Source organism: Paramylibacter kogurei, assembly GCF_002742285.1.
In the GTDB taxonomy this organism is placed as follows: Bacteria; Pseudomonadota; Alphaproteobacteria; order Rhodobacterales; family Rhodobacteraceae; genus Amylibacter; species Amylibacter kogurei.
This window is the reverse complement of record NZ_MDGM01000007.1, coordinates 210,763-237,305: the sequence shown is the minus strand read 5'-3', so window position 1 is coordinate 237,305 and position 26,543 is coordinate 210,763. Positions and strand designations below refer to the sequence as shown.

General features: G+C 50.4%; 28 protein-coding genes. 14 read left to right on the top strand and 14 right to left on the bottom strand.

Annotation, left to right across the window (positions count from 1 at the left end):
* Positions 1-79: 79 nt before the first annotated feature.
* Genes BFP76_RS03280 through BFP76_RS03265 form a run of 4 tightly spaced genes read right to left on the bottom strand, consistent with a single transcriptional unit; the run spans position 80 to position 4,642 of the window.
* The gene (locus tag BFP76_RS03280; protein ID WP_099591922.1) at positions 80-1,576 is read right to left on the bottom strand and encodes a phosphomannomutase/phosphoglucomutase; all 1,497 of its coding nucleotides are present in this window, start codon (positions 1,574-1,576) and stop codon (positions 80-82) included.
* 30 nt (positions 1,577-1,606) lie between these two features.
* Positions 1,607-2,440, bottom strand: a complete 834-nt coding sequence (kdsA, locus tag BFP76_RS03275; protein ID WP_099591744.1) for a 3-deoxy-8-phosphooctulonate synthase — start codon at positions 2,438-2,440, stop codon at positions 1,607-1,609.
* A 1-nt stretch (position 2,441) separates the two neighbouring features.
* A complete protein-coding gene (locus BFP76_RS03270) occupies positions 2,442-3,938 on the bottom strand; it encodes a KpsE/RkpR family capsule polysaccharide export protein (RefSeq protein ID WP_099591743.1) in 1,497 nt (498 codons plus the stop codon).
* 23 nt (positions 3,939-3,961) lie between these two features.
* Entirely contained in the window at positions 3,962-4,642 is a 681-nt protein-coding gene (locus BFP76_RS03265) for an ABC transporter ATP-binding protein (RefSeq protein ID WP_099591742.1), read from the bottom strand.
* A 248-nt stretch (positions 4,643-4,890) separates the two neighbouring features.
* Here BFP76_RS03265 and BFP76_RS03260 point away from each other — a divergent pair, with 248 nt between their 5' ends.
* The 10 genes from BFP76_RS03260 to BFP76_RS03215 are packed head-to-tail and all read left to right on the top strand — an operon-like array spanning position 4,891 to position 12,481.
* The gene (locus tag BFP76_RS03260) at positions 4,891-5,370 is read left to right on the top strand and encodes a Na+/H+ antiporter subunit E (protein WP_240513969.1); all 480 of its coding nucleotides are present in this window, start codon (positions 4,891-4,893) and stop codon (positions 5,368-5,370) included.
* A complete protein-coding gene (locus BFP76_RS03255) occupies positions 5,370-5,654 on the top strand; it encodes an MrpF/PhaF family protein (RefSeq protein WP_099591740.1) in 285 nt (94 codons plus the stop codon). Before BFP76_RS03260 ends, BFP76_RS03255 begins: the two co-directional genes overlap by 1 nt.
* The gene (gene mnhG / locus BFP76_RS03250; protein WP_099591739.1) at positions 5,651-5,971 is read left to right on the top strand and encodes a monovalent cation/H(+) antiporter subunit G; all 321 of its coding nucleotides are present in this window, start codon (positions 5,651-5,653) and stop codon (positions 5,969-5,971) included. Before BFP76_RS03255 ends, mnhG begins: the two co-directional genes overlap by 4 nt.
* A gap of 2 nt (positions 5,972-5,973) precedes the next feature.
* Positions 5,974-6,534, top strand: coding sequence for a DUF4040 domain-containing protein (locus BFP76_RS03245; protein WP_099591738.1), 561 nt, complete (start codon positions 5,974-5,976; stop codon positions 6,532-6,534).
* Positions 6,534-6,977 (top strand): Na(+)/H(+) antiporter subunit B, encoded by a 444-nt coding sequence (locus tag BFP76_RS03240; RefSeq protein ID WP_099591737.1) that lies wholly within the window; start codon positions 6,534-6,536, stop codon positions 6,975-6,977. Before BFP76_RS03245 ends, BFP76_RS03240 begins: the two co-directional genes overlap by 1 nt.
* Before the next feature lies 1 nt (position 6,978).
* Entirely contained in the window at positions 6,979-7,416 is a 438-nt protein-coding gene (locus BFP76_RS03235) for a cation:proton antiporter subunit C (RefSeq protein ID WP_165775650.1), read from the top strand.
* Positions 7,416-8,945: a monovalent cation/H+ antiporter subunit D family protein gene (locus BFP76_RS03230; protein ID WP_099591736.1), complete on the top strand. Its 1,530-nt coding sequence runs from the start codon at positions 7,416-7,418 to the stop codon at positions 8,943-8,945. Before BFP76_RS03235 ends, BFP76_RS03230 begins: the two co-directional genes overlap by 1 nt.
* Before the next feature lie 4 nt (positions 8,946-8,949).
* Complete coding sequence (locus BFP76_RS03225; RefSeq protein ID WP_099591735.1) at positions 8,950-10,416, top strand: monovalent cation/H+ antiporter subunit D family protein; 1,467 nt, start codon at positions 8,950-8,952, stop codon at positions 10,414-10,416.
* Positions 10,417-10,425: 9 nt separating this feature from the next.
* Positions 10,426-10,770 carry a hypothetical protein gene (locus BFP76_RS03220; RefSeq protein WP_205661363.1) on the top strand — a complete coding sequence of 115 codons (345 nt, stop codon included), beginning with the start codon at positions 10,426-10,428 and terminating at the stop codon, positions 10,768-10,770.
* Positions 10,763-12,481, top strand: a complete 1,719-nt coding sequence (locus BFP76_RS03215; protein ID WP_099591734.1) for a Na(+)/H(+) antiporter subunit D — start codon at positions 10,763-10,765, stop codon at positions 12,479-12,481. Before BFP76_RS03220 ends, BFP76_RS03215 begins: the two co-directional genes overlap by 8 nt.
* Here BFP76_RS03215 and BFP76_RS03210 read toward each other — a convergent pair.
* A complete protein-coding gene (locus BFP76_RS03210) occupies positions 12,474-13,517 on the bottom strand; it encodes a permease (protein WP_099591733.1) in 1,044 nt (347 codons plus the stop codon). The two genes, BFP76_RS03215 and BFP76_RS03210, sit on opposite strands and share 8 nt — an antisense overlap.
* Complete coding sequence (locus BFP76_RS03205; RefSeq protein WP_099591732.1) at positions 13,510-13,860, bottom strand: ArsR/SmtB family transcription factor; 351 nt, start codon at positions 13,858-13,860, stop codon at positions 13,510-13,512. The genes BFP76_RS03210 and BFP76_RS03205 overlap by 8 nt, the downstream gene beginning before the upstream one ends.
* A gap of 76 nt (positions 13,861-13,936) precedes the next feature.
* Between BFP76_RS03205 and BFP76_RS03200 the strand changes: the two genes are divergently transcribed.
* Positions 13,937-14,518 (top strand): uracil-DNA glycosylase family protein, encoded by a 582-nt coding sequence (locus tag BFP76_RS03200; protein ID WP_099591731.1) that lies wholly within the window; start codon positions 13,937-13,939, stop codon positions 14,516-14,518.
* Complete coding sequence (locus BFP76_RS03195; protein ID WP_099591730.1) at positions 14,515-15,297, top strand: SseB family protein; 783 nt, start codon at positions 14,515-14,517, stop codon at positions 15,295-15,297. The genes BFP76_RS03200 and BFP76_RS03195 overlap by 4 nt, the downstream gene beginning before the upstream one ends.
* On the opposite strand, the gene BFP76_RS03190 is transcribed toward BFP76_RS03195, so the two are convergent.
* From BFP76_RS03190 to BFP76_RS03160, 7 genes are all read right to left on the bottom strand, one after another.
* Positions 15,294-16,226, bottom strand: a complete 933-nt coding sequence (locus BFP76_RS03190) for a 2-hydroxyacid dehydrogenase (protein WP_099591729.1) — start codon at positions 16,224-16,226, stop codon at positions 15,294-15,296. The genes BFP76_RS03195 and BFP76_RS03190 overlap by 4 nt on opposite strands.
* Positions 16,226-17,365, bottom strand: a complete 1,140-nt coding sequence (gene rodA / locus BFP76_RS03185) for a rod shape-determining protein RodA (RefSeq protein ID WP_099591728.1) — start codon at positions 17,363-17,365, stop codon at positions 16,226-16,228. The genes BFP76_RS03190 and rodA overlap by 1 nt, the downstream gene beginning before the upstream one ends.
* Positions 17,362-19,245, bottom strand: a complete 1,884-nt coding sequence (gene mrdA / locus BFP76_RS03180) for a penicillin-binding protein 2 (RefSeq protein ID WP_240513968.1) — start codon at positions 19,243-19,245, stop codon at positions 17,362-17,364. Before mrdA ends, rodA begins: the two co-directional genes overlap by 4 nt.
* A complete protein-coding gene (locus BFP76_RS03175; RefSeq protein ID WP_099591727.1) occupies positions 19,242-19,781 on the bottom strand; it encodes a hypothetical protein in 540 nt (179 codons plus the stop codon). Before BFP76_RS03175 ends, mrdA begins: the two co-directional genes overlap by 4 nt.
* Entirely contained in the window at positions 19,768-20,688 is a 921-nt protein-coding gene (gene mreC, locus BFP76_RS03170) for a rod shape-determining protein MreC (protein WP_099591726.1), read from the bottom strand. Before mreC ends, BFP76_RS03175 begins: the two co-directional genes overlap by 14 nt.
* Positions 20,689-20,762: 74 nt before the next feature.
* A complete protein-coding gene (locus BFP76_RS03165) occupies positions 20,763-21,803 on the bottom strand; it encodes a rod shape-determining protein (protein ID WP_165775649.1) in 1,041 nt (346 codons plus the stop codon).
* 211 nt (positions 21,804-22,014) lie between these two features.
* Positions 22,015-23,565, bottom strand: coding sequence for a 2-isopropylmalate synthase (locus tag BFP76_RS03160; RefSeq protein ID WP_099591724.1), 1,551 nt, complete (start codon positions 23,563-23,565; stop codon positions 22,015-22,017).
* Positions 23,566-23,884: 319 nt separating this feature from the next.
* Between BFP76_RS03160 and BFP76_RS14615 the strand changes: the two genes are divergently transcribed.
* Positions 23,885-24,043, top strand: a complete 159-nt coding sequence (locus BFP76_RS14615) for a hypothetical protein (RefSeq protein WP_165775648.1) — start codon at positions 23,885-23,887, stop codon at positions 24,041-24,043.
* 77 nt (positions 24,044-24,120) lie between these two features.
* Positions 24,121-24,780 (top strand): RraA family protein, encoded by a 660-nt coding sequence (locus tag BFP76_RS03155; protein ID WP_205661361.1) that lies wholly within the window; start codon positions 24,121-24,123, stop codon positions 24,778-24,780.
* Positions 24,781-24,796: 16 nt separating this feature from the next.
* Here BFP76_RS03155 and BFP76_RS03150 read toward each other — a convergent pair whose 3' ends face one another.
* Positions 24,797-26,398 (bottom strand): MORN repeat-containing protein, encoded by a 1,602-nt coding sequence (locus BFP76_RS03150; RefSeq protein WP_165775647.1) that lies wholly within the window; start codon positions 26,396-26,398, stop codon positions 24,797-24,799.
* Between the last annotated feature and the right edge of the window lie 145 nt (positions 26,399-26,543).

Below are 26,543 nucleotides of genomic sequence, written 5' to 3'. Positions count from 1 at the left end.
CGCGCGCGCCATTCAATGGGAAAGGATGCCGCAATAACGCGGATTTTATCGGCGCAGCGAAAACGCGCCAATGATGGCGTTAAATCGTTTGGTCGTAATCGCCAACGGATGGCTCTGTTCGCACCACCGCATCGATATCGGCAAAAATTGCACGCATTTCATCATCTGATTCAGGGCTTTCGCAGACCACAACCAAATTGGGTGTGTTGGATGATGCACGCACCAATCCCCAAGCGCCATTATCCAAAATCACACGGGCGCCATTCACCGTAACGACCTGTGTAATTTTGCGCCCCGCGATGGTTTCGCCCGCCTCTGATTTGGCGACCAGTTTTTTCACCAAACGTTCCAACACATCGTATTTTTCGGTATCGGCGCAATAGGGCGACATGGTTGGTGTGGCATATGTTACCGGCAATGCTTTGCGCAGATCAGACATCGACATATCAGGGTTGCGATCCAACAGTTTGCACATTTCAACCGCAACACGCATGCCACAATCATATCCGCGCCCCACTGGTTCCGCCAAAAAGTAATGCCCTGATTTTTCAAAACCTGCGAGCGCATCCAATTCTTTGACGCGGCGTTTCATATGGCTGTGGCCGGTTTTCCAATAATCCGCCTTGGCCCCATGTTTTTGCAATTCAGGATCAGATGCAAATAACCCTGTTGATTTCACATCCGCCACAAATGTTGAATCAGGATAAATCTTGGACAGATCACGCGCCATGATCACGCCGACCTTATCGGCGAAAATCTCTTCGCCTTCGTCATCAACAACACCACAACGATCGCCATCGCCATCAAACCCAAGCGCCAGATCCGCGCCCGATAATTTTACCGATGCGGACATGTCATGCAACATTTCCATGGCTTCGGGATTTGGGTTGTAATGGGGGAATGTATAATCCAATGCGTTGTGTGATGGCACAACTTCCACCCCAATACGACGCAGGATTTCAGGTGCAAATGCGCTGGCCGTGCCATTACCAGTGGCACAAACCACTTTTAATGGGCGCGACATTTTGAAATCACCGCACAGATCGTCAATATATGCCTCTTGCACGCCATCAACAAATTCGTATTTGCCGCCATCACGTGCAACCGTTTCACCGTTCAAAACGATATCACGCAATTCTGCCATTTCATCGGGGCCGTGGGTGAGCGGGCGTTCAAATCCCATTTTCACACCTGTCCAACCGTTTGGATTATGGCTGGCTGTGACCATCGCCACCGCAGGGGCGTCCAGATGGAATTGCGAAAAATAGGCCATTGGCGATAACGCAGGACCGATGTCTTTTACATGGATACCCGCACGCATCAAACCCAACATCAGCGCGTTTTTGATGGTCAGGGAATAATCGCGATAATCATTGCCTACGGCAATCACAGGTTCAATGCCACGCTTAAACATTTGTGTGCCCAACCCCATGCCAAGTGCGGTAATGCCCGGCAGATTGATATCATCGGGATATTTCCAACGCGCATCATATTCGCGAAACCCGGTTGGCGTAATCATCGGATCGCGCAAAAATTCCCATGTGTTTTGTTGCACATCTGCGTTTGGTTTGGTCATCATATGCTCCGCAATATTCTTAAAACAGTGTTAAAGTCGAATTGGATTTGTTTTGGCAATTTCGTCAAATAATTTTAAAGATTCGATTAAATTTGGCATTTCATCCAAGGCTATCATATTTGGGCCATCAGAGGGCGCTTTTTCTGGTTGATCATGGGTTTCGATGAAAACCCCCGCAATGCCTAGGCTGATTGCGGCGCGCGCCATGACAGGGGCAAATTCGCGTTGCCCACCCGATGCACCGCCCAACCCACCTGGTTGCTGTACGCTATGTGTGGCATCCATAATGACAGGATATCCAGTTTTTGCCATTTGCGGTAGGGCGCGCATATCAGTGATCAGCGTGTTATAACCAAAGCTGGTGCCGCGTTCGGTCAGCAACACACGATCATTGCCAGCATACGTAACTTTATCGATGACATGTTCCATGTCCCAAGGCGCCAAAAACTGTCCCTTTTTAATGTTAATCACCGCATTGGTTTTAGCAGCGGCTTGTAACAAATCTGTTTGGCGGCACAAAAATGCAGGGATTTGCAAAATATCGGCTACTTCTGCCACGGGATCGCATTGTTCGGGGTGGTGAACATCGGTGATAATCGGGCATCCGATATCGGATTTTATCGCGGCCAATGCCGCCAATCCCGCATCAATACCCATACCGCGTTGTCCGGCATGGGATGTGCGGTTTGCCTTATCAAACGATGCTTTGAATACAAAGCCAACGCCGAGTTTGGCGCAAGCCTCGGCCAAGCGACCAGCGATCATCGCCCCGTGATCCGCGCTTTCCAATTGGCAAGGCCCAGCAATCAGAACAAAAGGTTCATCATTGCCAATTGTAACCTGTCCAACCGAAATGCGTTTCATATCAATTGCTGACTTGTTCACGCAAAATCGAACCCGTCAATGACACCATCAAAAATATGCCCATAAAAACCAAGAACGATAATGCGGTGTTTTCGAATTTTTTGGGATAGCTTGGCTCGTCTGGCAAAACGGGTGGCACGCTTAGCGTTAGGTATCGCGTTTGGCGAATGGCCTCTGCGGTGGCGACTTCGCGTGCTTGCAGTGATGATGCCAGCATGGTTTGGCGCATTTCAACGCGCCCCTGTGCAAGGCTTAGTTCCGCTGTGACCTGTGCGATGGATTGAACATCGCCTTGGCCTTCGGTCAATTCACGGTTCAATTCTTCGATCACACGTTCCAATTCTGTGATGGATGCGCGCTGGGCGTCCACCTTTGGTTTGCTGGGGCGTTCGTTGCTTTCAAGTTGAACCAGAACCAACCGTCGTTCGATCAACTGTGAACGCAATGCAGAAATTTCCGAGGTCAATTGCTGGATTTTCAAATCCCCACTGACGGTTTTGTATTTTTCCTGAATGGCCAGCAATTCGGCCTGAGCATCATAATATGCCTGTTCTTGTTCGTTGTAGTTTTTTTCCGCCTCGCGCATGGAATCATTGCGTTTGCGTTCGGATTGTTGGTTCACATGTTCTTCCGCATAAGACACAAGCGCTTGTGTAAAATCGTATGATTTTTGTGCTGTTGGGGCGATTACCTCCATGCGCAGCACACCTTCGGTTGGGTCATAGCCAACTTTGACATGCTTTTTATATGTTCGATATGCTTTTTCATTGCTTGAATCAGATTCAAGCCGTTGCAGCGGGTCCACCTGTTCATTTGCAAATGTGGCGCGGAAATTTTGATCTTGGTCAAGCCGCTCCAACGCCGAACGTGACGTGATGTATTCCTGCGTTCCAACGGAATCGGTGCTGGTGGAAATACCTGCACGCGCAAACACGCTTTGGGCGGTGCTGGACGCAGCCGATGCATCGGCGTTTTGAATCTCAAACACGCTGAATGTAGAATACATCGGTGTTGCAACCGCATAAAAATAGTATGCAGCAAGTGCTGTGGGTAGCCCCACAAACATAAATAATTTGGCAACCATCTGCATCATGCGACGACGACGGCGTTTCACCAAATCGCGCTGAATTTTGCGAATTTCTTTTAACCGTTTTGTATCATCCATTTCCATGGGTGCGCCAACCTCTTGGGATTGCGCCTTGACAGGAAGCTGGATCGTACCAATCGCTTGACCAGCAGCGGATTTTTCGGGGGCAGGGGCACCTGTAAGTGCCGCATCATTGGAAAACGGATCAATCCCTTGTCGGCGCAATACGCGTACTGCATCCAAATCCGATGTGGCCTCGATATTATGTTTTTGCGCCAAACGCCGTGCCATGCGCAATTGTTGGCCGGACAGGTCTTCTTTTTTAATCAACTCGATTTCGTCACGAACGGATAAAATACCGGCGCCATCCGCAGCGGCTGCGTTTTGGTCTGCATTGTTATCATCACTCATTGTTTTGCCCTAAATCCTGAATTCTAACTGACATTCGCGTCAAAGATACCTTGTTTGGAATAGTCATAAACGGCCTTGGCCTCTTCTAGGCTGTTAAACATTAATAACTTGCCATCACGTAAAACGGCCGCGGTTTTACAGAATTTCTCGATCACATTTGCCTGATGGGAGACGATTACAACCGTTCCTTTTTCCAAGCGATCACGCAATACAGTTCCTGCCTTGCGATTGAATTCTGGGTCCGTTGTGTTTGGCATGCCTTCGTCGATCAAATAAATGTCAAATTCCAACGACAAAAGCAATGCAAGCGAAAACCGATTGCGCATCCCCGATGAATAGGTGGACAGCGGCATATCAAAATATTCTTTCAGATCACAGATATAGCGACAGAATGCTTCGGTATAATCAGGGTCCAACCCATATAACCGCGCAATGTAACGACAGTTTTCAACCGCACTATGTTTGCTGTTGATCCCACCCATAAAACCCAGCGGAAAAGAAATGCGTGATGATCGGATAATTTCGCCTTCGTCGGGTTTTTCCAGCCCACACATCATATTGATCAGCGTGGTTTTACCCGTGCCATTAGGGGCCAAAATGCCAATGCTCTGCCCCAACTCCACGCGAAACGAAGCCTGATCAAGGATCACCTTTCGTTGCGTGCCAGTCCAGAAAGACTTGCTGACATTTTTAAACTCGATCATTCACTTGTCCCAAATTCGATCATCTGTTTCATACAGCAATTCATCTAATAGTTAATTCCTAATCGGCAATATTGTTTACGTTTTCGTTATGTAACGTGGGATAATCGCCGATCCCATTGATGCGCAAACAGTATTTAGTGGTGAAATATGGTCGTGATGTGTCGAATTGTCGTAGGAATTATGGAATCGGCTTTTACCTTTTTGGGAAATCAGATATGTTGAAAAAAAAGACAAAAACGAGGGATAATGTGCGCGCAATATTAACTATCATTACATTGTTTGCTCTGTGGTTATTGATGTCGGGTATCTATAAACCATTGGTCGTTTGGTTGGGCTTTTTCTCCTCTGTTTTTGCGGTTTATGTGATGCGTCGCATGGATCAAGCGGCGGATGCCGAAACCATGACGATACGTCTCAAGCCCTTTCAAATGGTGAAATATTTGCTGTGGCTTTTGGTGGAAATCGCCAAATCCAATTGGGCGGTTACAAAGACGATTTTGTCACCTGCGATGCCGATAAATCAACATATGTTTGATGTGCCCTTCACCCAATCCACGGATCTGGGGCAAACTATTTTTGCCAATTCAATCACGTTAACACCTGGCACCATCACCGTAGAGGTGAATGAAAACAGTTTCCTCGTCCATGCATTGCAATATAGCGATGATGATCCCGTTGCGATTGGGGATATGGATGCGCGTGTTACAAAAACAGAGGCGGTGAAATAATGTTTCTGGTTGCTGCAATTGCATTGTTTATTGCAATGGTTTTGGTGTTGATCCGTCTTTACGCGGGGCCAACATTGTATGATCGCGTGTTGGCGAGCAATTCGTTTGGTACGCATACGGTGTTGTTCATCGGCGTATTGGGGTTTTTGAACGGGCGTCCCGACTTTTTGGATATTGCGCTGTTGTATGCGTTGATCAACTTTGTTGGCACCATCGCCATTCTTAAATTTTTCCGCTATCGCGCGATTGGCGATATGCATCAACGAAATGGTGCGAAAAAATGACAACAGTTTTGGAAATCATCAGCTGGATTTTGATCCTGTCAGGCAGCTTTTTCTCGATCATCGGGGCGCTGGGCAGTTTGCGTTTTCCTGATTTTTGGTCACGCCTTCACGCCGCATCCGTCACCGATTCAGGTGGGATGATTTTGTTGCTCGCGGGCATGTGTGTGCAAGCGGGGCTTGGTCTGATCACGGTGAAATTGATCCTGATCGGCGTTTTCTTGTTTATCACAGGTCCCACCGCCACCCATGCGGTTGCCAATGCGGCATTCGTTTCTGGATTGAAACCGACGGGCAACAAAAAGACGGATAAGGGGTGATTATGACCGAGACAATTATCAACTTTATCCTCTTTGCAATGCTGATCAGCACGGCATTTGCCATCGTGCGCATGACTAGCCTGTTTGCCGTGATTATGCTCGCAAGCGTGTTTAGCTTGCTGACCGCATTGTTGTTTGTCACGCTTGATGCGGTTGATGTGGCATTCACAGAGGCCGCGGTGGGCGCGGGCATTTCAACAGTGTTGATGCTCGGTACGATGGCGCTAACCGCGCGTCATGCAAAGCCACAAACGCAATCAAATGCGATTCCGTTTTTGGTGGTCTGTGTCACAGGTGCGGCCTTGATTTATGGCACGTTGGATATGCCAAACTTTGGCGATCCAAATGCCCCTGCACAGGTGCATGTGGCGCCTGAATATCTGGAACGTAGCATCGAAGAAATCGATGTGCCAAACGTGGTGACCGCCATTTTGGCCAGCTATCGTGGCTATGACACGCTGGGCGAAACCGCTGTGGTTTTTGCCGCTGGGATTGGCGTTTTGCTGTTGCTCAGCAGTTTGGCGCGGCGGCGTCGCGATGACGAAGAAGAGGGCGATATCTAATGCATCACCATCATCTCATTCTGCGCGTGGTTACAAAACTACTTGCAGGAACAATCATTCTCTATGCGCTTTATGTTCAATTTCACGGGGATTTTTCACCCGGTGGTGGATTTCAGGCGGGCGTAATTATGGCCGTTGCATTCATTCTGTATGGCATCGTGTTCGGTTTGGTTGCCGTGCAACGCGTTTTCCCGCCGTGGTTGGTGCATAAAATCGTTGCCCTTGGTGTTCTGATTTATGCAGGCACGGGCATTTATGCGATGATGTTGGGTTACGAATTCTTGGATTACGGTGCGTTTGATCCGGGCCACCCAAGCCATGGCCAACATAACGGTATCTTGGCGGTTGAACTGGGCGTTGGTGTCACCGTAACGGGCGTGATGGTTGCGATTTATTACGCATTCGCAGGTCGTGCGCCGCGTATTTCGGACGAGGATTGGTAAGATGGATTGGGATTTTATCGCAGGGCATGTGAATTACTGGATGTTCATCGTGTTGATGATGACGGGGCTATACATCGTCGTGTCCAGCGGCAATTTGGTGAAAAAAATTGTCGGCCTGAATATTTTTCAGGTGGCTGTTTTCATGCTTTATATTTCGATTGGTAAAATCACGGGCGGCACTGCACCCATTTTTCCATCAAACAGCAAAGGCTATTTGGAAATTGATCCCAGCATCGTTTATTCCAACCCGTTGCCACATGTATTGATCCTAACGGCGATTGTGGTTGGGGTTGCAACAACCTCGCTTGGTTTGGCTTTGATCATTCGTATCCGCGAAGAATTTGACACGGTCGAAAGCGATGATTTGGTGAAAATTGAACAACAGCTCACCAGTGCTGACAACAAAGAACACGGTGATGCAATGGGTGGTATGGCATAATGGCGGGTACAGTTTCCCCACATGACGCAAAAACGTTAATCGAACAATTGCCGATCTTACAAGTGCTGGTGCCGTTTTGTACTGCACCACTGATCGTGTTGATCGGCAACCGCCATATGGCGTGGTTGCTGGCCTTTGTGGCGTCGGTCATTTCGTTGGTGATTTCTTATGTCCTGTTAACACAGGTTTATGGCGGTGGTTTCATCAGCTATCAACTCGGGGGGTGGGCACCACCACTTGGCATTGAATATCGCGTTGATGCAGCGAATGCATTGGTGATGCTGCTTATTTCTGCGATTGCGACGCTGACATTGCCATTCGCGTATGAAAGCGTGAAAGACGAAATTAAAGCTAAGGATCATACCTTATTTTATGCCTGTTTCATGCTCTGTTACACAGGGTTGATGGGCGTTGTAATCACGGGCGATGCGTTCAACGTCTTTGTGTTTTTGGAAATTTCATCCCTTTCAACATATGTGCTGGTGGCACAGGGGGCAGGGCGTGACAAACGTGCGCTTACGGCGGCCTATGATTACCTGATTATGGGCACGATCGGGGCGACGTTCTTTGTGATCGGGATTGGCTTTTTGTTCATGTCCACGGGCACATTGAACATGGCGGATCTGGCGGATCGTATCGCGAATGAGGGCACAAATCGCACCATTCGCGCGGGCTTTGCCTTTATCATTGTCGGCATGGGATTAAAGGCTGCGATGTATCCGCTTCATCTGTGGCTGCCTAAGGCATATACATTCGCGCCATCCGCCGTCACCGTGTTGTTGTCGGCGACATCAACCAAGATGGCGATTTACGTATTACTGCGCTTTTTGTTCTCGGTTTATAATCCTGAATTTATTTTCGAGTTGAACGTGATGTTCCTTGTGTTCATGCCGCTGGCGTTGATTGCGATGTTCTCGGCGTCATTTGTTGCGGTGTTTCAGGTGAATTTCAAACGGATGTTGGCCTACAGCTCGATCGCGCAAATCGGATATATGTTGCTGGGTATCGCCATGTTTAACCTGTCTGGTTTGACGGGAACAATGGTGCATATGTTTAACCACGGCATCACCAAGGCGGTTTTGTTCATGGGTGTGGGTGCGTTGGTTTTGCGCACCGGTTCATCATTTTACAATAACCTCAACGGGTTGGGGCGTGTCATGCCATTGACGGTTGCACCGATTGTTATTGGTGGCTTGTCATTGATCGGTGTGCCTGGAACCGCGGGTTTCGTGTCGAAATGGATGTTGGTGCAAGCCGCATTTGAAAACGGCTGGTGGTTTATCGCTATATTGATCGTGCTCTCGTCACTGCTTGCGGTGGTGTACGTTTGGCGCGCGATAGAGGTGTTATACCTGTCTGAACCCGCACAAGGTACCAAAATGGCAGAGGCCCCGATGTCGATGCTTATCCCAATGTGGATTTTGGCGATTGCCTGTATCTGGTTTGGCGTGGCAACCGATTTGCCCCTTGGTGCGGCCAGCACCGCAGCCGAGGTTTTGTTAAGCGGCTCTTTTGGGATGGTGGAATAACGCAATGATTTTTGACACAACAACCGCAATCATCTTGGCGATGTTGATCCCATTGGCCGCAATGGCGGGGAACATGGCATTTAAAAATATGCCAAACCTGCGTGACGGGTTTACGTTTTTATGCGCCGTTTTGACATTCGGCGCGGTGCTGGTGGTTTTGGCTAATGAGGGCAACAGCGTCACATCCGAATTTTCTTTGATCGAGGTTTTCCCAGGTATTGATATTGCGTTTAACGTGGAACCATTGGGTTTGATGTTTGCAATCATCGCATCGGGTCTGTGGATCATCACCCATATTTATGGCGTTGGTTATATGCGTGGGAATGATGAAAAACATCACGCGCGTTTCTTTGCCTGTTTTGCGATTGCGATTTCATCGGTGATGGGAATCGCATTTTCATCCAACATGTTCACGCTATTCCTGTTTTATGAAATCCTCACCGTATCCACATACCCATTGGTCGCCCACAAAGGCACGCCCGATGCGGTCAAGGGTGCGCGCACATATCTTGCAATCCTAATCGGTACATCCATTGCGCTGCAATTGACCGCCGTGATCTGGACATATGCATTGGCTGGCACACTTGATTTCACCCAAGGTGGTATTCTGGTGGGCAAAGTTGCAGGCTGGGTCGTTCCCGTATTGCTCGGCCTTTATGCCTTTGGCATTGGTAAGGCGGCCTTGATGCCGTTTCACAAATGGTTGCCCGCCGCCATGGTTGCCCCCACGCCCGTATCTGCATTGTTGCATGCGGTTGCGGTGGTGAAAGCGGGTGTTTTCACCATGCTCAAGGTTGGCATCTATATTTTTGGGATTGATTTTCTGGCCGAAACGGGTGCGTCTGAATGGTTGATGTGGTTGGCGGCCTATTCGATTATTGCCGCGTCTGTCGTTGCGATGACGCAGGATAATTTGAAAAAGCGTCTGGCCTATTCCACCGTTTCACAATTGTCATACATCACCCTTGGCATGGCGCTTGCCACATCCATGGGTGCACTGGGTGGTGGGATGCATATCGCGATGCACGCAATGGGCAAGATTACATTGTTCATGTGCGCAGGTGCGATTTACGTCGCCTATCACAAAACCGAAATTTCCCAGATGCAAGGTTTGGGCCGTGTGATGCCCATCACATTTGGTGCGTTTCTGATCGGGTCTTTGTCCATTATTGGCCTGCCTCCATTGGGTGGGTCATGGCCAAAATTCTTGTTGATGCTGGGTGCTGCGGACACGGGGCATTTGATCATCATCGGGGTTTTGATGGCCTCCAGCCTGTTAAACGTGGCCTATCTTTTGCCCATTGTCGGGCGCGGATTTTTCCGCCCGCTTGATGATGGCGCCCCGACAAAACGATACGAGGGTCCTGTGCTGGTCTGGTTGCCACCGGCGTTGACGGCGTTGGGCTGTTTTGTGCTGTTCTTTTATGGCGGGGCTTTGCAATCCTTCCTTCTCCCAATTATTGGCCAATAGGAGTCCATCATGGCTAATCACAAAGACGATCCACAATCATACCCCGCATTGGGCCGTTGGTTGATGTTCGTGGATAATCCGCGCAACGTCGATCGCATTTGCTATGCGTTGTATGGGCTGTGCGCCTTTTTGGTGGTGCTGGACTTTTTCTATTACAAAAAGGTCTATACCACCGTGGAAAAAATCCCGGGCTTTTATGCGATCTATGGCTTTGTGATGTGCGCGCTTTTGGTGATCTGTGCCAAGGCAATGCGCAAGGTTTTGATGCGCGATGAAACCTATTATGCACCTTACGATGTGGAATCAGAAGAATTTCCCGAACATGATCTAGATCGGGAGTCTCACGATGTTTGATGTCTTGCCACCCTTTGTTATCTATCTGATTGGTGCGCTGATCCTGCCGTTTATCAAGGCGGGGAATTTGCGCTCGGCATATTCATTGTTGATCCCGTTGATCGGGGCGTGGATCATCTGGAATGCGCCCATCGGCGAACATGCACAGATGGCATTTTTCGGCTTTGATCTGGAATTGATGCGGGTTGATAAATTGTCCCGCATTTTCGGACTGGTGTTTTCATTGGCGGCCTTTATCGGGCTGATCTATGCTTGGCATCTGCGCGACTGGGTGCAGCAAACATCTGCATTGCTTTATGCAGGTTCCGCCATTGGGGCGGTGTTTGTGGGCGATATGATTTCGCTGTTCTTTTTCTGGGAAGGCACAGCAATCGCATCCGTATTCCTGATTTGGGCGCGTGGCACAGAGGGTGCGTATCACACCGGCATGCGCTATTTGATTATCCAAATTGGTTCAGGCGTTATTTTGATTGCAGGCGTTGCGATGCATTATCACGCCAGTGGTTCAATCGCCTTTGATAAAATGACCTTGCCGATGAGCATTTCATCCATTGGTGACATCGCACTTTGGTTGATATTCCTTAGCTTCGGCATCAAATGTGCGTTTCCGTTGCTGCATAACTGGCTCCAAGATGCCTATCCTGCGGCGACCGTTACGGGCACGGTTTTCTTGTCTGCCTTTACCACCAAATTGGCGGTTTATGCCTTGGCGCGGACGTTCCCGGGCACCGAGCTTTTGATTTATATCGGCGCGATTATGACGCTGTTCCCGATTTTTTATGCGGTGATCGAAAATGATCTACGACGCGTATTGGCCTATAGCTTGAACAACCAATTGGGGTTCATGGTTGTGGGGATTGGTGTTGGCACCGAATTGGCGCTAAACGGCACAGCCGCGCATGCATTTGCGCATATCCTTTATAAGGCATTGTTGTTCATGTCTGTCGGCGCGGTGTTGTTCCGCACTGGCACGGCGAAAGGTTCCGAATTGGGTGGCCTGTATAAAACGATGCCATTGACGATGATTTTCTGTGTCATCGGCGCGGCCAGCATTTCCGCATTCCCACTGTTTTCAGGGTTTGTTGCGAAATCGCTGATCCTGTCGGCGGCATCCCATGAACATTACTATGTTGTGTGGGGTATTTTGTTATTTGCCTCTGCGGGTGTGTTTCACCATTCCGGCATCAAAATCCCGTATTTCGCATTCTTTGCTCATGACAGCGGCAAGCGCCCGAAAGAGGCACCAATGCATATGTTGATCGCGATGGGTCTGGCATCATTTGTTTGTATCTATGTCGGTGTGTTTCCAAAACCGCTTTATGATCTGTTGCCATATCCCGTTGATTACGAGGCTTACACAACCACCCACGTGATTACACAATTGCAATTGTTGTTTGCATCCGCATTGGCGTTCACTGTGTTGATGCGCACCAAAATCTATCCGCCAGAGCTAAAATCTGTGAATTTGGATTTTGATGTGACCTATCGCAAATGGTTGCCAAGTTTGATTGGGTATCTGGCGATTGTGGTTTCTGCGATTTTCCATGGGGTGACTGGTTTTATCAATTCATCCGCCGTGAAAATTATCAAGGCGCTGCATCATTCTCACGGCCCAGACGGAAGCCGCGCCGCCAGTTGGCCAACAGGCGCGATGGTTTTAAACATCGCGCTCTTGCTTGGCTTTGCGCTTTTGGTGATTTACGTCAGCTAATCGTATTCAGCGCAGACCAAATCATGCCTGCGCTGAATGCCCCGATGAAACCAAACGTGACATATGCAACGAACACCTTGGGTTTGACCAAGGCCCAAACCGCAATCGCGGCGGGGATACAGGATACCGAACCTGCGATCATAAATGACATCGCCGCACCTTGGCTCATGCCCTGTTCCAACAACCCGCTGATCAATGGCACGGCGGCATATCCGTTTAAATAGGCCGGCGCACCCAGCAATGTGCCCAACAGGATGGGTTGCAAACCTTCGCCGCCCAACACCCCCGCAATCCAATCGGCAGGGACAAAGCGGATCATCACCGCCTCTACCAGATATGCCAATGCCAGCCATTTGAACAGGAATGCTGCGTTTTCAATCGCGGTGTCGCGGAATGTTTTCAGGCGCGCGCCATCGCGCCAAAATGCCCAAGTCACCTCGCCATTGAACGGATCACTGCCGCCACAGCCGCAACTGGATTTATAACTGTTGCGCAACGGATCGGCGAATAGGGTGGATTTCGACAATGCCATCACAACGAACCCGCCAAACATGCCCATGCCAACCCCTGCAATGGTTTTGGCGATGGCAAAATCAATGCCAAGCGCGCTGGATGTAATCACAAACATCGGTGGGTCCATGATGGGGGATGCCAGCCAAAACGCCATCACAGCGGCCAATGGTGTGCCCATGGCCAATAATGCCGCAATAAACGGGATGACTTCACAGCTACAAAACGGGGCAAGCCCGCCAACCATTGCGGCCAATATAACCATGCGAACAGGGTTGCCTTGGAATGCTTTGCCAACAATCGCCTCGGCCCCTGTGGCACGCAGAAATGCGATTAAGAATACGGCAAAGAATATGAATGGCGCGGTGCTGCTCAGGTTCCCCAGCATTGATTTAATGGACGGGATCAAATCCACTGGCGCAAAAATCGCCAATGCGCCAAGGATGGCAAAAAACGCAACCCATGCACCATCAATCCGATTGAAAATCCCGCTTTTTGGCGCGTGTGAATGAATATGTTCAGCCATGTCTGTGCTCGCTATCTGTGTGGTGGCAATCCGCATCGGCGCAACAATTGCGCAGCAAATATTCCGATAATTCGTTGATCATGTCATAGGCAACAGCGGCGCAAACAATGCTGCGCCCGCGCTTGGCCTGTTCCACAAGCCCCGCCGCCGTCAGAAATTTCAGATGATGCGTCAGGGTGGACCCCGTTACATCGGTACGTTCCCCCAATGCACCCATCGACAACCCATCAGGCCCCGCACGCACCAGCGTTTGCAGGATCATCAGACGTTGTTCAGAACCAAGGGCCGCAAATGCGCTGGCGGCTTGGGTCAGGGTGAGCGTTGTATCATCAAAATGTTTCATATTTCGATATTTATAGAAATATAGAAATGAATCAAGTTTTATTTCGACAATTATGAAAATATGTTAAACGACGCTTATGAAACAGCTGTTATCCGAAATCCGCGCTTGCACCATTTGCGCCGATCGTTTTGCCAAAACCAAAACGGCCCATACACCGCGCCCTGTGGTGGTGATGTCCAAAACCGCACGTATCTTGATCGCAGGTCAGGCACCAGGGGCACGGGTGCATGAATCGGGTCGTCCGTTCACCGATCCATCGGGGGATCGGCTACGTGATTGGCTGGGCGTGAATGAAACCACGTTTTATGACGATACCAAATTTGCTATCCTGCCAATGGGGTTTTGTTTTCCAGGCTATAGCGCAGCAGGGTCGGATTTACCGCCCCCCGCGATCTGTGCCAAAACGTGGCGCGCGCGTGCGATGGATGAAATGGCGCAGGTGAATTTAACCCTGCTGATTGGGGGCTATGCCCAAAAATATCATCTGAAATCCACCAATGTAACGGATACGGTGATGGCATGGCGCGACCATGCGCCATCCATTATTCCCTTGCCCCATCCGTCGTGGCGCAATACCTCGTGGATCAAGAAAAACCCTTGGTTTGAAACCGACCTGTTGCCATATCTGCGCCAACGGGTTGCACAGGAATTGACATGACGCCACTTGATACCGCCCACGCCGCAATGGAAGCCTCCCCAGATGACAGCACGGCGCGGCTGCAATTTTACGAACGCTTGGCCGATAGCGAAATGTTTCTGGTGCTGGAACGCGAACCAGAGGGCGATAAAATTTCCCCAGTGATTTTCGATGTCGATGGTGGGCGTTTTGCGCTGGTCTTTGATCGCGAGGAACGCATGGTCGAATTTAGCGAAGGCATCACACCCTATGTCGCCATTTCAGGGCGGATCGTGGCGCAAATGCTGCGCGGTCAGGGGATTGGGCTGGGCGTCAATTTGATGGTTGCACCATCATCAATGTTATTACCTGCGGATGCGGTTGATTGGCTCTGTGATACGGTGTCCAAGGAATTGCAAACGGGCGAGGGTAAACCCACCGCCGCCAATGCCCCTGTCAATGTGCCTGAAATTTTGATCACATCCATTGATACGAAATTGGCCACGATGCAGGGTTTGGCCACATCGGCCTATCTGGCGGAATTTGAATATGAAAGCGGCGAACGCGCCCATGCATTGGCAATTATTGATGCCTTGCCCGACGCCCAAGATTCCATCGCACGCGCCGTATCAGAGGCATTAACATTTAGCGGGATCGAGGCGGGATCACTTGATGTGATTTTCTTGAAAAAATCAGATCCGATATGTGCGGCATTGGCCAAGGTTGCGCTGCGTTTTGACCTGCCCGAACCAATCATGGCCGAACCGTTTCAACCCAGTGCACCGGGGCGTAACCCCGACAAACCGCCCAAGCTGCGTTAATACCCAGCGCTGCGATCAACCAGATGCAAAAACGCTTCGCCATGTTCGCCGCGACGAATGTTTTCAACCACGATTTTTGATGCGCTATCAATACGTGTGCTGGATGCCACATGTGGTGTGACCAGAACATTGGGATGTGTCCAATACCGATGATCCACGGGCAAGGGTTCGGTGCGAAATACATCCAACGTAGCACCTGAAACCTTGCCGCTGTCCAAGGCCGCGAGCAAAGCATCATCATCAATCAGTGGGCCGCGACCCGGGTTGATAATGGCAACGCCGTCTTTCATACGTGCGATCAAATCGGCATTGATAATATTTGTGGTGTGGGGCGTATTTGGCAATAACAGCACGATAATATCGGCCTGTTCCAACACGGTTTGCAACCCATCATCACCTGAAAAACTGGCAATGGTATCGATGGATTTTAATGAACGGCTCCACCCGATGGTGCGAAAACCGTAATCGGCAACCTTTTGTGCGCAATAAGTGCCCAATGCGCCCAACCCCAAAAACGCAACCGTGCGATCAATGGATAGGGGCGGTGGCGACATATCCCAATCGCCAATCTCTGCATGGCTAAATTTGTCGGTGCGCAAATGATGGCGTAACACTTGCCCCATTACATAATCAGACATGCCAATAGACATGCCAATATCAACCATCCGGGCCAAAGGCTGTGTTATGGTTTCATTGGCCAGCGGCACCTCGACCCCCGCCCAAAGGGATTGCACCAATTTCAAATTGGTGAACGGGGTTAAATCCTGTACCGGCCCATTGGGCGCATAGAGCATATATTCCACATTTTTGGGATCTTCATATTGATTGCTAATCAACATATTTAGCCCCGCATTGCGCAATGCTGTTTGCATTTGAATGCGATATTCATCCCATTCGTCTGGATTACCTGCATAAAGAATTTTGGTCATTATCTTGGCCTGTGAATATGTGCACTTTGAATCAACCCGAACGCCCCGAGCAACACCATCATGGCAGACCCACCATAAGACACAAGCGGCAATGGCACACCAACCACAGGGGCAAAGCCCATGACCATCAACATATTGACCGAAAAGTAGAAAAAGAATGTCGCGGCAATGCCAATGGTTAACAATGACGCAAATCGGTTTTTATTGCGCATGGCGGAAATCATGCAAAAGGCAATGATCAACATATACATGCCCAACAACGTAATCCCCCCCAGAAAACCAAATTCTTCGCCCAATGTGGCAAAGATAAAATCGGTGTGTTTTTCAGGCAGGAAATTACCACGGCTTTGCGTGCCTTCCATAAATCCACGCCCTGCATAGCCACCAGAGCCGAGCGAAATTTTGGATTGCGTGATGTGATACCCATCGGCATAGGGTGAAATGGATGGATCAAGGAATGTTTCAATGCGCCGATATTGATAATCATTCAGCAATTCAAATTCGGTGCCGCGTGTATAAAACACCGCCGCCACCAGCCCCACCAATGATGCAAGCAATGCGGCAAAATACCAAAGGCTTACGCCCGCTGCGAAAATCACTACGCCACCACCCGCAACCAACAACATCGCCGTGCCCAAATCGGGTTGTTTCAAAACCAACGCGGTTGGGATCACGATAAGTGCAAGGGGTAACAATAACCATTGCGGCTTGGACACTTGTGATTCATCTAACCAATCGTAATAGCTGGCCAAAACCATCACGAGCGCGATTTTCATCAATTCAGAGGGTTGTAATCGAATAAAGCCCAGATCAATCCAGCGCTGTGCACCCCCGCCAACATCGCCGAAAAATTCCACAACCAACAACAGCGCGATTGCAAATAGATAGGCAAATATTGCCATGCGTTGCCAAAACACAATCGGGATCATCGCAATGATAAACATCATCACAAACCCCACCACAAAGCGATACATCTGTGGCTGTGCCCACGCGAGGATATTCCCCCCCGCCACGGAATAAAGCATCAAAAAACCAACGCCTGAAATCGTTGCGATCAATATCGCCAGCGGCCAGTGGAAATATAAAACCTTGCCCAATCCACGCGGTGTGGATTTTAGGTTGCGTTCAAGATAGCTCATGTTTGTTCGCGCGTGCGGTTGTTTGGCAAATTGCCGTAACCCTTGTCGCCCAGCTTGATCGTGCGCGCCATGATATCGCGTGCAATCGGTGCGGCCACCGCCGACCCGCCGCCGCCATGTTCAACCACAACCGATATCGCATAACGCGGATTTTGGACGGGGGCAAAGGCGACGAACAATGCGTGATCGCGCCGGTTCCATGGTAAATCTTCGTTGCGCACCACACCTTTGCGCCGTTCGGCGGCGGTGATTTGGCGTACTTGGCTGGTTCCGGTTTTGCCAGCCATTGGCCCGCCTTGTTCCGGTTTTAATCGCGCACCATATGCCGTGCCACGGCGGTGGTTTGAAACCTCTGACATGCCGCTGCGAATAATGGCCAGATGATTTGGGTTGATATCCAGCGGTTCCAGACCACGGGTTGGATACACCTCGTTATTATAAAGATTGATCAGACGCGGTTCGATTTTCATCCCCGATGCAATGCGCGCCGTCATTACCGCCAATTGCAAGGGTGATGCCAAAACAAAACCCTGACCAATGCCCGCATTGATGGAATCGCCCAGAACCCAGTCTTTTTTCTTAACCTTGCGTTTCCAATCTTTGGTCGGCATTAAACCTTCTTTGATGGATGGCAATTGAATATTGGGGCGTTCGCCCAATCCCAGTTTATGCGCCATTTGGGTGATTTTTTCGATGCCCACGCGCAGTGCGAGATCGTAAAAATACACATCACAAGAATAACGCAATGCTTCGCGCAAATGCACATGACCATGCCCACCGCGTTTCCAGCAATGAAACTTGCGATTGGCCACTTCCATATGGCCGGGGCAATATACCTCTTCGCTTGAATCGATTAATCCCGCTTCTAACCCTGCAAGGGCGACGACCATTTTGAATGTTGATCCGGGTGGATATGTCCCCGCCACGGCCTTGTTCACCAAGGGGCGGTAATGGGGATCGTTCATTTCTTTCCAATCGGCCTGTGAAATGGGTTTGAGGAATTTATTGGAATCAAACGTGGGGCCCGATGCCAGCGCCAAAATATCACCGTTGGTTACATCCATCACCACGGCGGATGCGCTGTGACCCTTTAATCGGTTCAGGGTATAGGTCTGTAATTCCTGCCCAACGGTCAGTTGAATATCAACGCCCGATGCGCCCTCTTTGCGATCTAGCTCGCGGATCACGCGGCCCAAAGAATTGACCTCGATCCGTTTAATCCCCGCTTCACCGCGCAGGGGTTTTTCCAATGTGGCCTCGATCCCCGTTTTGCCAATTTTAAAACGTGGGATACGCAACAGCGGATCATGGTCATCTGTTTCGTTCAAATCGTAATCGCTAACCGATCCAACGTAACCCACGATATGGCTAAACTCTGGGCCTTTAGGGTATTGGCGGTTCAAACCCAACACTGGTGTCACACCGGGCAGGGCGGGTGCATTGGCGGATACGGCGGCGATATGTTCCCATTCCAAACCGGTGGCAACGGTCACGGGCACAAATGCACGCCGCTTTTTCATATCGGCCAAGGCCTTGTCGATATCTTCTTGTGTTAGAGGCAAAAGCTGCGCCAAACGATTAAGGATCAATTCAGGGTCGCGCGATTGTTCGCGCACCATTTCAATGGCATAAACACGATCATTGATGGTCAACAAATCGCCATCACGATCATAAATCAACCCTCGCGCAGGCGGGAGCAGTTGGATATTAATACGATTTTCTTCGGCCAAAAGGCGATATTGATCGCCTTCTTTCACACCCAACTGATGCATCCGCCACCCGATCACAGCCGCAACAGATGCCTGAATGCCACCCAGCATTAATGCGCGGCGCGACAGACGGCTGCGTTTAACGTCACCTTTGTGGTCAAATTCCATCATAATTTATGCCCAAATGCGTTAAATTCACCGGGTGCGGGTTTGCTGATGCGTAACATCTGCGAGATTACGAAAACCACGATCGGGTAACAAGCAATTGTTGTCGCCAGTTGGATCAAAACACTGTGCACCGGCAAGCGATCCGCCAAGACCAAGGATAATGCCACCTGTTGAGCAAATGCCATAAACGCGAATAATATCGCCATCAAAAACCATTCTGACAGGAAAAACATTTCGCGAAAGCTGAACCGATTGTTGCGCACAATTTCAATGCCAATCACCGCGATTAATGCACCCAGCCCCAATGGGCGGCTTAACATGATATCAGCGATCAAAAACACCACCCCTACCAATACATAAGGGGCGATTGTTGCCTTGCGAATGACAATCGCAGTGGTGATGCATAACATAAAATCGGGCATGCCAATTTTATTGGGTTCTAAATCCAGCGGGATCAGACGCAAAAATATTAAGGCCATGCAAACGCCAAAATAAATCGCGCGATTACGCAGTGATTTATATGGGTTAACCTCGTCCATCGGCGGTTTCCTCAGGGGGGATCACTTCGGTGGGTTTGGGTACGGGCAAGACAGGGCCGATCAAACGGTCGGGTTCTGCAATCGGTGTTGCGGGTGTGTGGCGGATGATGCGCAAGAATTTCAAACGGCGGTAATCGGCGGATAATTTGGTGCGCAAAATCCCATCCGCACCCAGCGCCACTTGTCCTACCAACAATCCCGATGGGAACACGCCGCCATCGCCCGATGTGAATACACGATCCCCCGGTTTCACCTGATTGATGCTTTCGATGAATTGCAATTGGGGCAACAATGTATTGTCGCCAGTCAAAATCGCCTTTTGATCGGATGGCTTGATGATGACGGGAATATTGCTGGCCGTATCGGTCACAAAAATAACCCGCGCGGTATTTTCACCCAAACCCGCGATATGCCCAACAAGCCCCAGCCCATCCATCGCCGCCCAGCCTTCTTTTACGCCATCACGCCGCCCAATATTGATGATGGATGATTGGCGAAAGGGGCTGCCTGAATCGGTGATCAATTCACCCGACAAATAGGTGCGGCGTGGGTTCAATTTCACATTGTTCAAATCCAACAGGCGCGCGTTTTCCTGTTCCAATTGCAATGCCGCCTCGCGCCACGCTTTCATTTGTTGCAACTGGCGGCGCAATTCTTGGTTTTGTTGGTAAATACGTTCATAAGATTGGAAATCTTCGGCCATTTGCGTGGCCTTGGTAATCGGGGTCATCGCCCAATCCATATTGGGCACGACCTTGTCGATCACGGCGCTGCGAAACCGTTCGGCGCGTGAATTATCAATGCGCCACACCAAAAATACCGCCAAGAGCAGAACCAAAAACAAGCCAAATCCGATCCGCCCCAGCGTGCGGCCAAAATTTACCGATTGGTCATTCCTATGCGCCAAGTGTGATCCTCTTGCGCTGATGATTTGATTGTGCTGCTCAGCTTAGCCAATGTATCGCAAGGATGCAAAACAACTTAACTGTCAAAATCAATGACATGCGCCAGTTGTTTTTCAAATTCCAATGCTTTGCCAGTTCCCAGCGCCACACAGTTGAGGCTTTCTTCGGCCACGGAAATGGACAGACCCGTTTGTTCGCGCAATGCCAAATCCAATTCACCCAGCAATGCACCACCACCGGTTAGCATCACACCGCGATCAACGATATCGGCGGCCAAATCTGGCGGGGTTGATTCCAACGCGGTCATCACCGCCTCGCAAATTTGTTGCACAGGCTCGGCCAATGCATCGGCGACATGGGCTTGATTGATTTCGATTTCTTTGGGAACGCCATTTAACAAATCGCGCCCGCGAATGGTGATTGAACGCCCTTTGCCATCGTCAGGCATCCGTGCGGTGCCGATTTCGGTTTTTATGCGTTCTGCCGTGGCAACACCCACCAACAGGTTTTGTTGACGGCGCAGATATGAAATCAACGCTTCATCCATGCGATCACCGCCGACGCGCACAGATGATGCATAAACAATGTCACCCAATGACAAAACGGCCACCTCGGTCGTACCACCACCAATATCGACAACCATGTTGCCCGTGGGATCGGTGATCGGCATGCCTGCACCAATTGCGGCGGCAATCGGTTCGGCGATCAAACCCGCCTTGCGCGCACCCGCAGACAGCACAGATTGGCGAATGGCGCGTTTTTCCACAGGTGTCGCACCGTGGGGCACACAGACAATTACACGTGGTTTTGACAGGCGCGAGCGTTTGTGCACCTTGCGAATGAAATGTTTGATCATTTCTTCGGCCACGTCAAAATCGGCAATCACACCATCGCGCATCGGGCGAATGGCCTCGATGGAACCAGGTGTGCGGCCCAGCATCAATTTGGCATCTTCGCCAACGGCCAAAACCTGTTTGCGCCCGTCTTTGATACTATACGCAACAACCGAGGGTTCGTTTAAAACAATCCCTTTACCTTTGACGTAAACCAATGTGTTGGCTGTACCCAAATCAATCGCCATATCCGCCGAAAATAAACTTGTCAGTTGCCCAAGCATCCGCATTTCCTTTTGTGCGCGTTCAATATACGCGCCTATTGAATCTTCGTGATGTTATAGGGCGTTGATCTGGCTGACGTAAAGGGCATGTAAATGGATTTTATTGGCCTTTTGATTGTTTTTAGCGCAAATTCGCCGATCAATCGGAATATTGACCAAAAAAAGAGCGCCAATTCGCATGGCACCCTTTTAAATTGTATCACTGGCGGGATCAGGCCGCCGACTCTGGTGCGGATTTTTCGCGCCGTACCAACAGTTTATTCAACGCATTCACATAGGCCTTCGCGCTGGCGACAACGGTATCGGTATCCGCCGATTGGCCTGTCACGATTTTTCCGTTTTCTTCCATGCGCACGGTCACGGTTGCTTGGGCATCTGTGCCCTCGGTCACCGCGTGTACTTGGTACAATTGCAGATGTGCGCCATGTGGGAACAGATGTTTCACTGCATTGAACGTGGCATCCACAGGGCCATCACCCGTGGCCTTGTATTGATGTTCGCTCTCGCCAATTTTTAACGTCAGATCGGCGGTTTGCGGCTCAGATGTGCCACAGATCACTTGCAACGATTTCACCTGAATATGATCGTTCGCGGCATTTGTGCCCTCATCATTGACCAAGGCCAACAAATCTTCGTCGTAGACCTCTTTTTTGCGATCCGCCAATTCTTTGAACCGCACAAAGACGTCTTTCAACTGATTGTCTGCCAATTCATAACCCAGATCAGCCAATTTTGAACGCAACGCTGCACGGCCCGAATGTTTGCCCATGACGATATTGGTTTCAGACAGGCCAACGTCTTCGGGGCGCATGATTTCGAATGTATCAGCGGATTTCAACATGCCATCCTGATGGATGCCGCTTTCATGTGCGAATGCGTTTTTGCCCACAATCGCCTTGTTATATTGCACCTGAAAACCAGAAACCGTGGCGACGCGGCGCGACAGGTTCATGATTTTGGTGGTATCAATGCGGGTTTGATAGGGCATGATATCGTTGCGCACGCGCAATGCCATCACCACCTCTTCCAATGCGGTGTTGCCCGCACGTTCGCCCAAACCATTGATTGTGCATTCAATTTGGCGCGCGCCACCCTCGACGGCGGCCAATGCATTTGCTGTCGCCATGCCCAGATCATTGTGACAATGCGTGGCAAAGATGATTTCATCTGCCCCTGGCACACGTTCCAACAACATGCGGATAATATCGGCAGATTCGCGTGGTGCGGTATATCCAACCGTGTCGGGGATATTGATCGTGGTCGCACCCGCTTTGATCGCGGTTTCCACGGTTTGGCACAGATAATCATCTTCTGTGCGGGTGGCATCCATGGGCGACCATTGGATGTTATCGCACAGGTTTCGCGCATGTGTGACCGTTTCGTGGATGCGCTCGATCATCTGTTCTTTGGTCAAATCAGGGATGGCGCGGTGTTGTGGCGATGTGCCGATAAATGTGTGAATGCGCGGTTGGGCTGCGTGTTTCACGGCCTCCCAACAGCGATCAATGTCTTTGAAAACAGCGCGCGACAATCCGCAGATTACGGAATTTTTCGAACGCTGTGCGATTTCGCTGACGGCCTTGAAATCGCCCTCTGATGCGATGGGAAAGCCTGCTTCGATGATATCGACACCCATGTCGTCCAACAGCGTGGCGATTTCCAGCTTTTCGTTATGGCTCATGGTGGCGCCCGGGCTTTGTTCGCCATCGCGCAACGTTGTGTCAAAAATCAAGACGCGGTCTTGTTTGGAAATATCAGTCATTTTGGATTCTCTTGTTTTAACTTAGCATTTTCGGGTTATGGCGCGAATGATACTCCCCTGAGCGCACGCGCCGTTCCCGACACGCTCAGAGGCGGCTAAGTAGGAGTAACGCAGCAGAATTCAGCCCCAAAGAGCTGTTCAATTCGATGCTATGTGCGTTTTTCGTCATGGCCGCATTTATACGCAGATTCGTTTCGAATGAAAGCGTAAAAATGTACCAGCGTTCGCAAGGGTTACGGGATTGAAATTATTCTGCATGTATAACCGTGGTGTCGACACAAAGTGGTTACAGGGTTCATCATTGGCATGGCAGCCATAAATGAATCACCAAAATCGCGAAACACGATGGGAAACCATCCAAGGTGCAGGGTTTTCACCCCTGTCTGGCAAAACCCGCATTTGGCGGCGCCGTCATATCATTACTGCATTATGCTCTACGCAATATGCGACCCTCGTGATCAGATTACACCCCGTGTGATCTGGGCGCGGGGCGTTTTGCGTTGTTTGTCGCGGCCTGCAAACATAGGGTGACATCAAACAACAACAGGTGCCATGATGTCCGTCAAACAATACCCCGTAAATTTTAAAACCATTCCTGCCGCCACGCTCAAGGCATATGCCGATATTCCATCGGCGGTGGCGTCTGATTGTTTGGCGCGGGGGCAAACCATGCAAGGCGCGATCAAACCGCTTGCGCGCAGCATGCGGATTTGTGCCCAAGCCCGCACCGCCGAATGCCCCGTAGGCGACAATTCCGCCATCCGCGCGGCAATTGGTCTGTGTGATGCAGGGCAGGTGATCGTGGTCAACGCCCAAGGATACGAGAGCACTGCCGTATTTGGCGGGTTGATGACATTATATGCACGCGAACGCGGGGTCGCTGGATTGGTCATTGACGGTGCTGTGCGCGACAGCGATGAAATCATCGAAGCAGGATTGCCAATGTTTGCCCGCGCCATCTGCCCTCGTGGCCCACGTAAATACCCCGCAGGTTATATTGATGGCCCTGTGTCCGTGGGTGGTGTTGCGATCAATGCAGGTGATTTGATCTTGGGTGACGCCGATGTTGTGACCGTTGTGCCATTGGCACAGGTTGAAACATGCCTTGCCTCCGCACAGGAGGTATTGCACAAGGAAGAGGCGATTTTGGACACCCTTAAATCTGGCGGATCGCTGGCCGATATTTACGGCGCGGTGGATGTGGAACCTGTTTAACCGCTAAATTGTTGCGCTATTGTTCATCAATCACCGGCGCGGGCGCATCCAGTGCGATGCCTGATAGTGGTGTCACCAACTGGGGATCAACGTCGATGCTTGGCGTTGACTGCACCACGCGCGGCACGCCTTCGACGCCATCTGGAAACATTGAAATGCCTGAATTTTGCGATGCGGCGGCGGCGTCCATGCTCCCGATAAATTGGAACGGATCAGGCAGGGCGGAATCCTCTTTCCCGTCTTTCCAATAGCCATAAAAGGTGGTGCCATCGTGATAAACCATGCGCCCCTTGCCATCGCGCTTGCCCCGTTTGAATGCGCCATCATATTCATCACCATTGGCATAAATTGCGATGCCTTGCCCTTGGATCTGATCATCCTGCCATTCACCGTCATATTGGAACCCGCCGTTCAGGTGCAAAATGCCCTGTCCATGGCGCAACCCATTGGCAAAGTCGCCTTCAAAAATTGACCCATCGGTGAACACCGAGCGTCCTTTGCCGTGTTTTAATCCTTTGACCCATTGGCCCGTGTAAACATGCCCATCGGCATAGGTGATTGTGCCCAATCCGTGGTGCAATCCACTTTGGGTTTCACCCTGATATGTTGCGCCATTTGCAAATGTCACGCTGCCCTTGCCCACGGCGGCACCGTTGATCCAGCTGCCGCTATAGGTGCCGCCATCGGCATAGGTTAACGTACCTTGGCCATTTGGCACACCTTTGGCAAAGCTGCCCTCATATACCGATCCGTTTAAATATTGTGCGCGGCCTTGCCCAACGATTTGGCCATCGACCCAATCACCGATATATTCAAATCCGTCTTCGCGTTTGAAATGGGCACGGCCGGTTTGTTTATGATCAACGAAATCGCCGTCATAAATGCTCCCGTCCGTTAGCCACAATTTACCCTTGCCATGACGTCGGCCTTTTTCCAATCGCCCCTCGTAAATTGTGCCATCAGGTTCGATCATACGGCCAAGCCCAGTGATTTCGCCCTTTTCCCACGCGCCATCGTATTTCAAACCCGATGCAGCAACCAAGGCACCTTGGCCGTGGCGCAATCCGTTTAACATCTCACCTTCATAGCTGCTCTTGTCGGTATAGGTGACGCGCGCCATGCCCGTTTTGGCGCCATCCACCCATGCGCCCTCGTATCGGTATCCTGTGGTTGATACGAATGTGCCGTTGCCGTGGTGCTTTGCGTCGCGAAAACCGCCCGCATAAACCCCGCCCGATGCATATCGCACGGTGCCTTGTCCCGACATTTTGCCGTTTTGCCATTGTCCGGAATATGTGCCGCTATCGGCGAATGTGATCGTGCCCGTGCCATGGGGTTTGCCATCGACAAAATCGCCCTCGTAAACCGAACCATTGGGGAATTTGGCAACACCTTTGCCCGTGATCACACCATCCACCCAATCGCCAAAATATTCGTAACCATTGGGCAAGGTATAGCGCCCCTTGCCATGTTGTTTGCCATCGCGAAACGGGCCTTCGTATATGCCGCCCTGTTCGTATTGTTTGGTCATCACGGACGATTGCGCAGATGCAAATTCACCAGACAGCGCGATGATCATTGCGCACAGGGCCAGACCCCTTGGCCAAAATAGCAACATTGCTTGCAATCCTTTCCCCGCCAATCGGCGTTGGTTCCCCATATTATTAAAGCGTGACCAGAATCCTGACAACGTTTTTTACCCTTCTACCTTTTAAACCCTCAAACATCTGTTAAATATCCAAACAAAGGGTCAATTTCCCAAA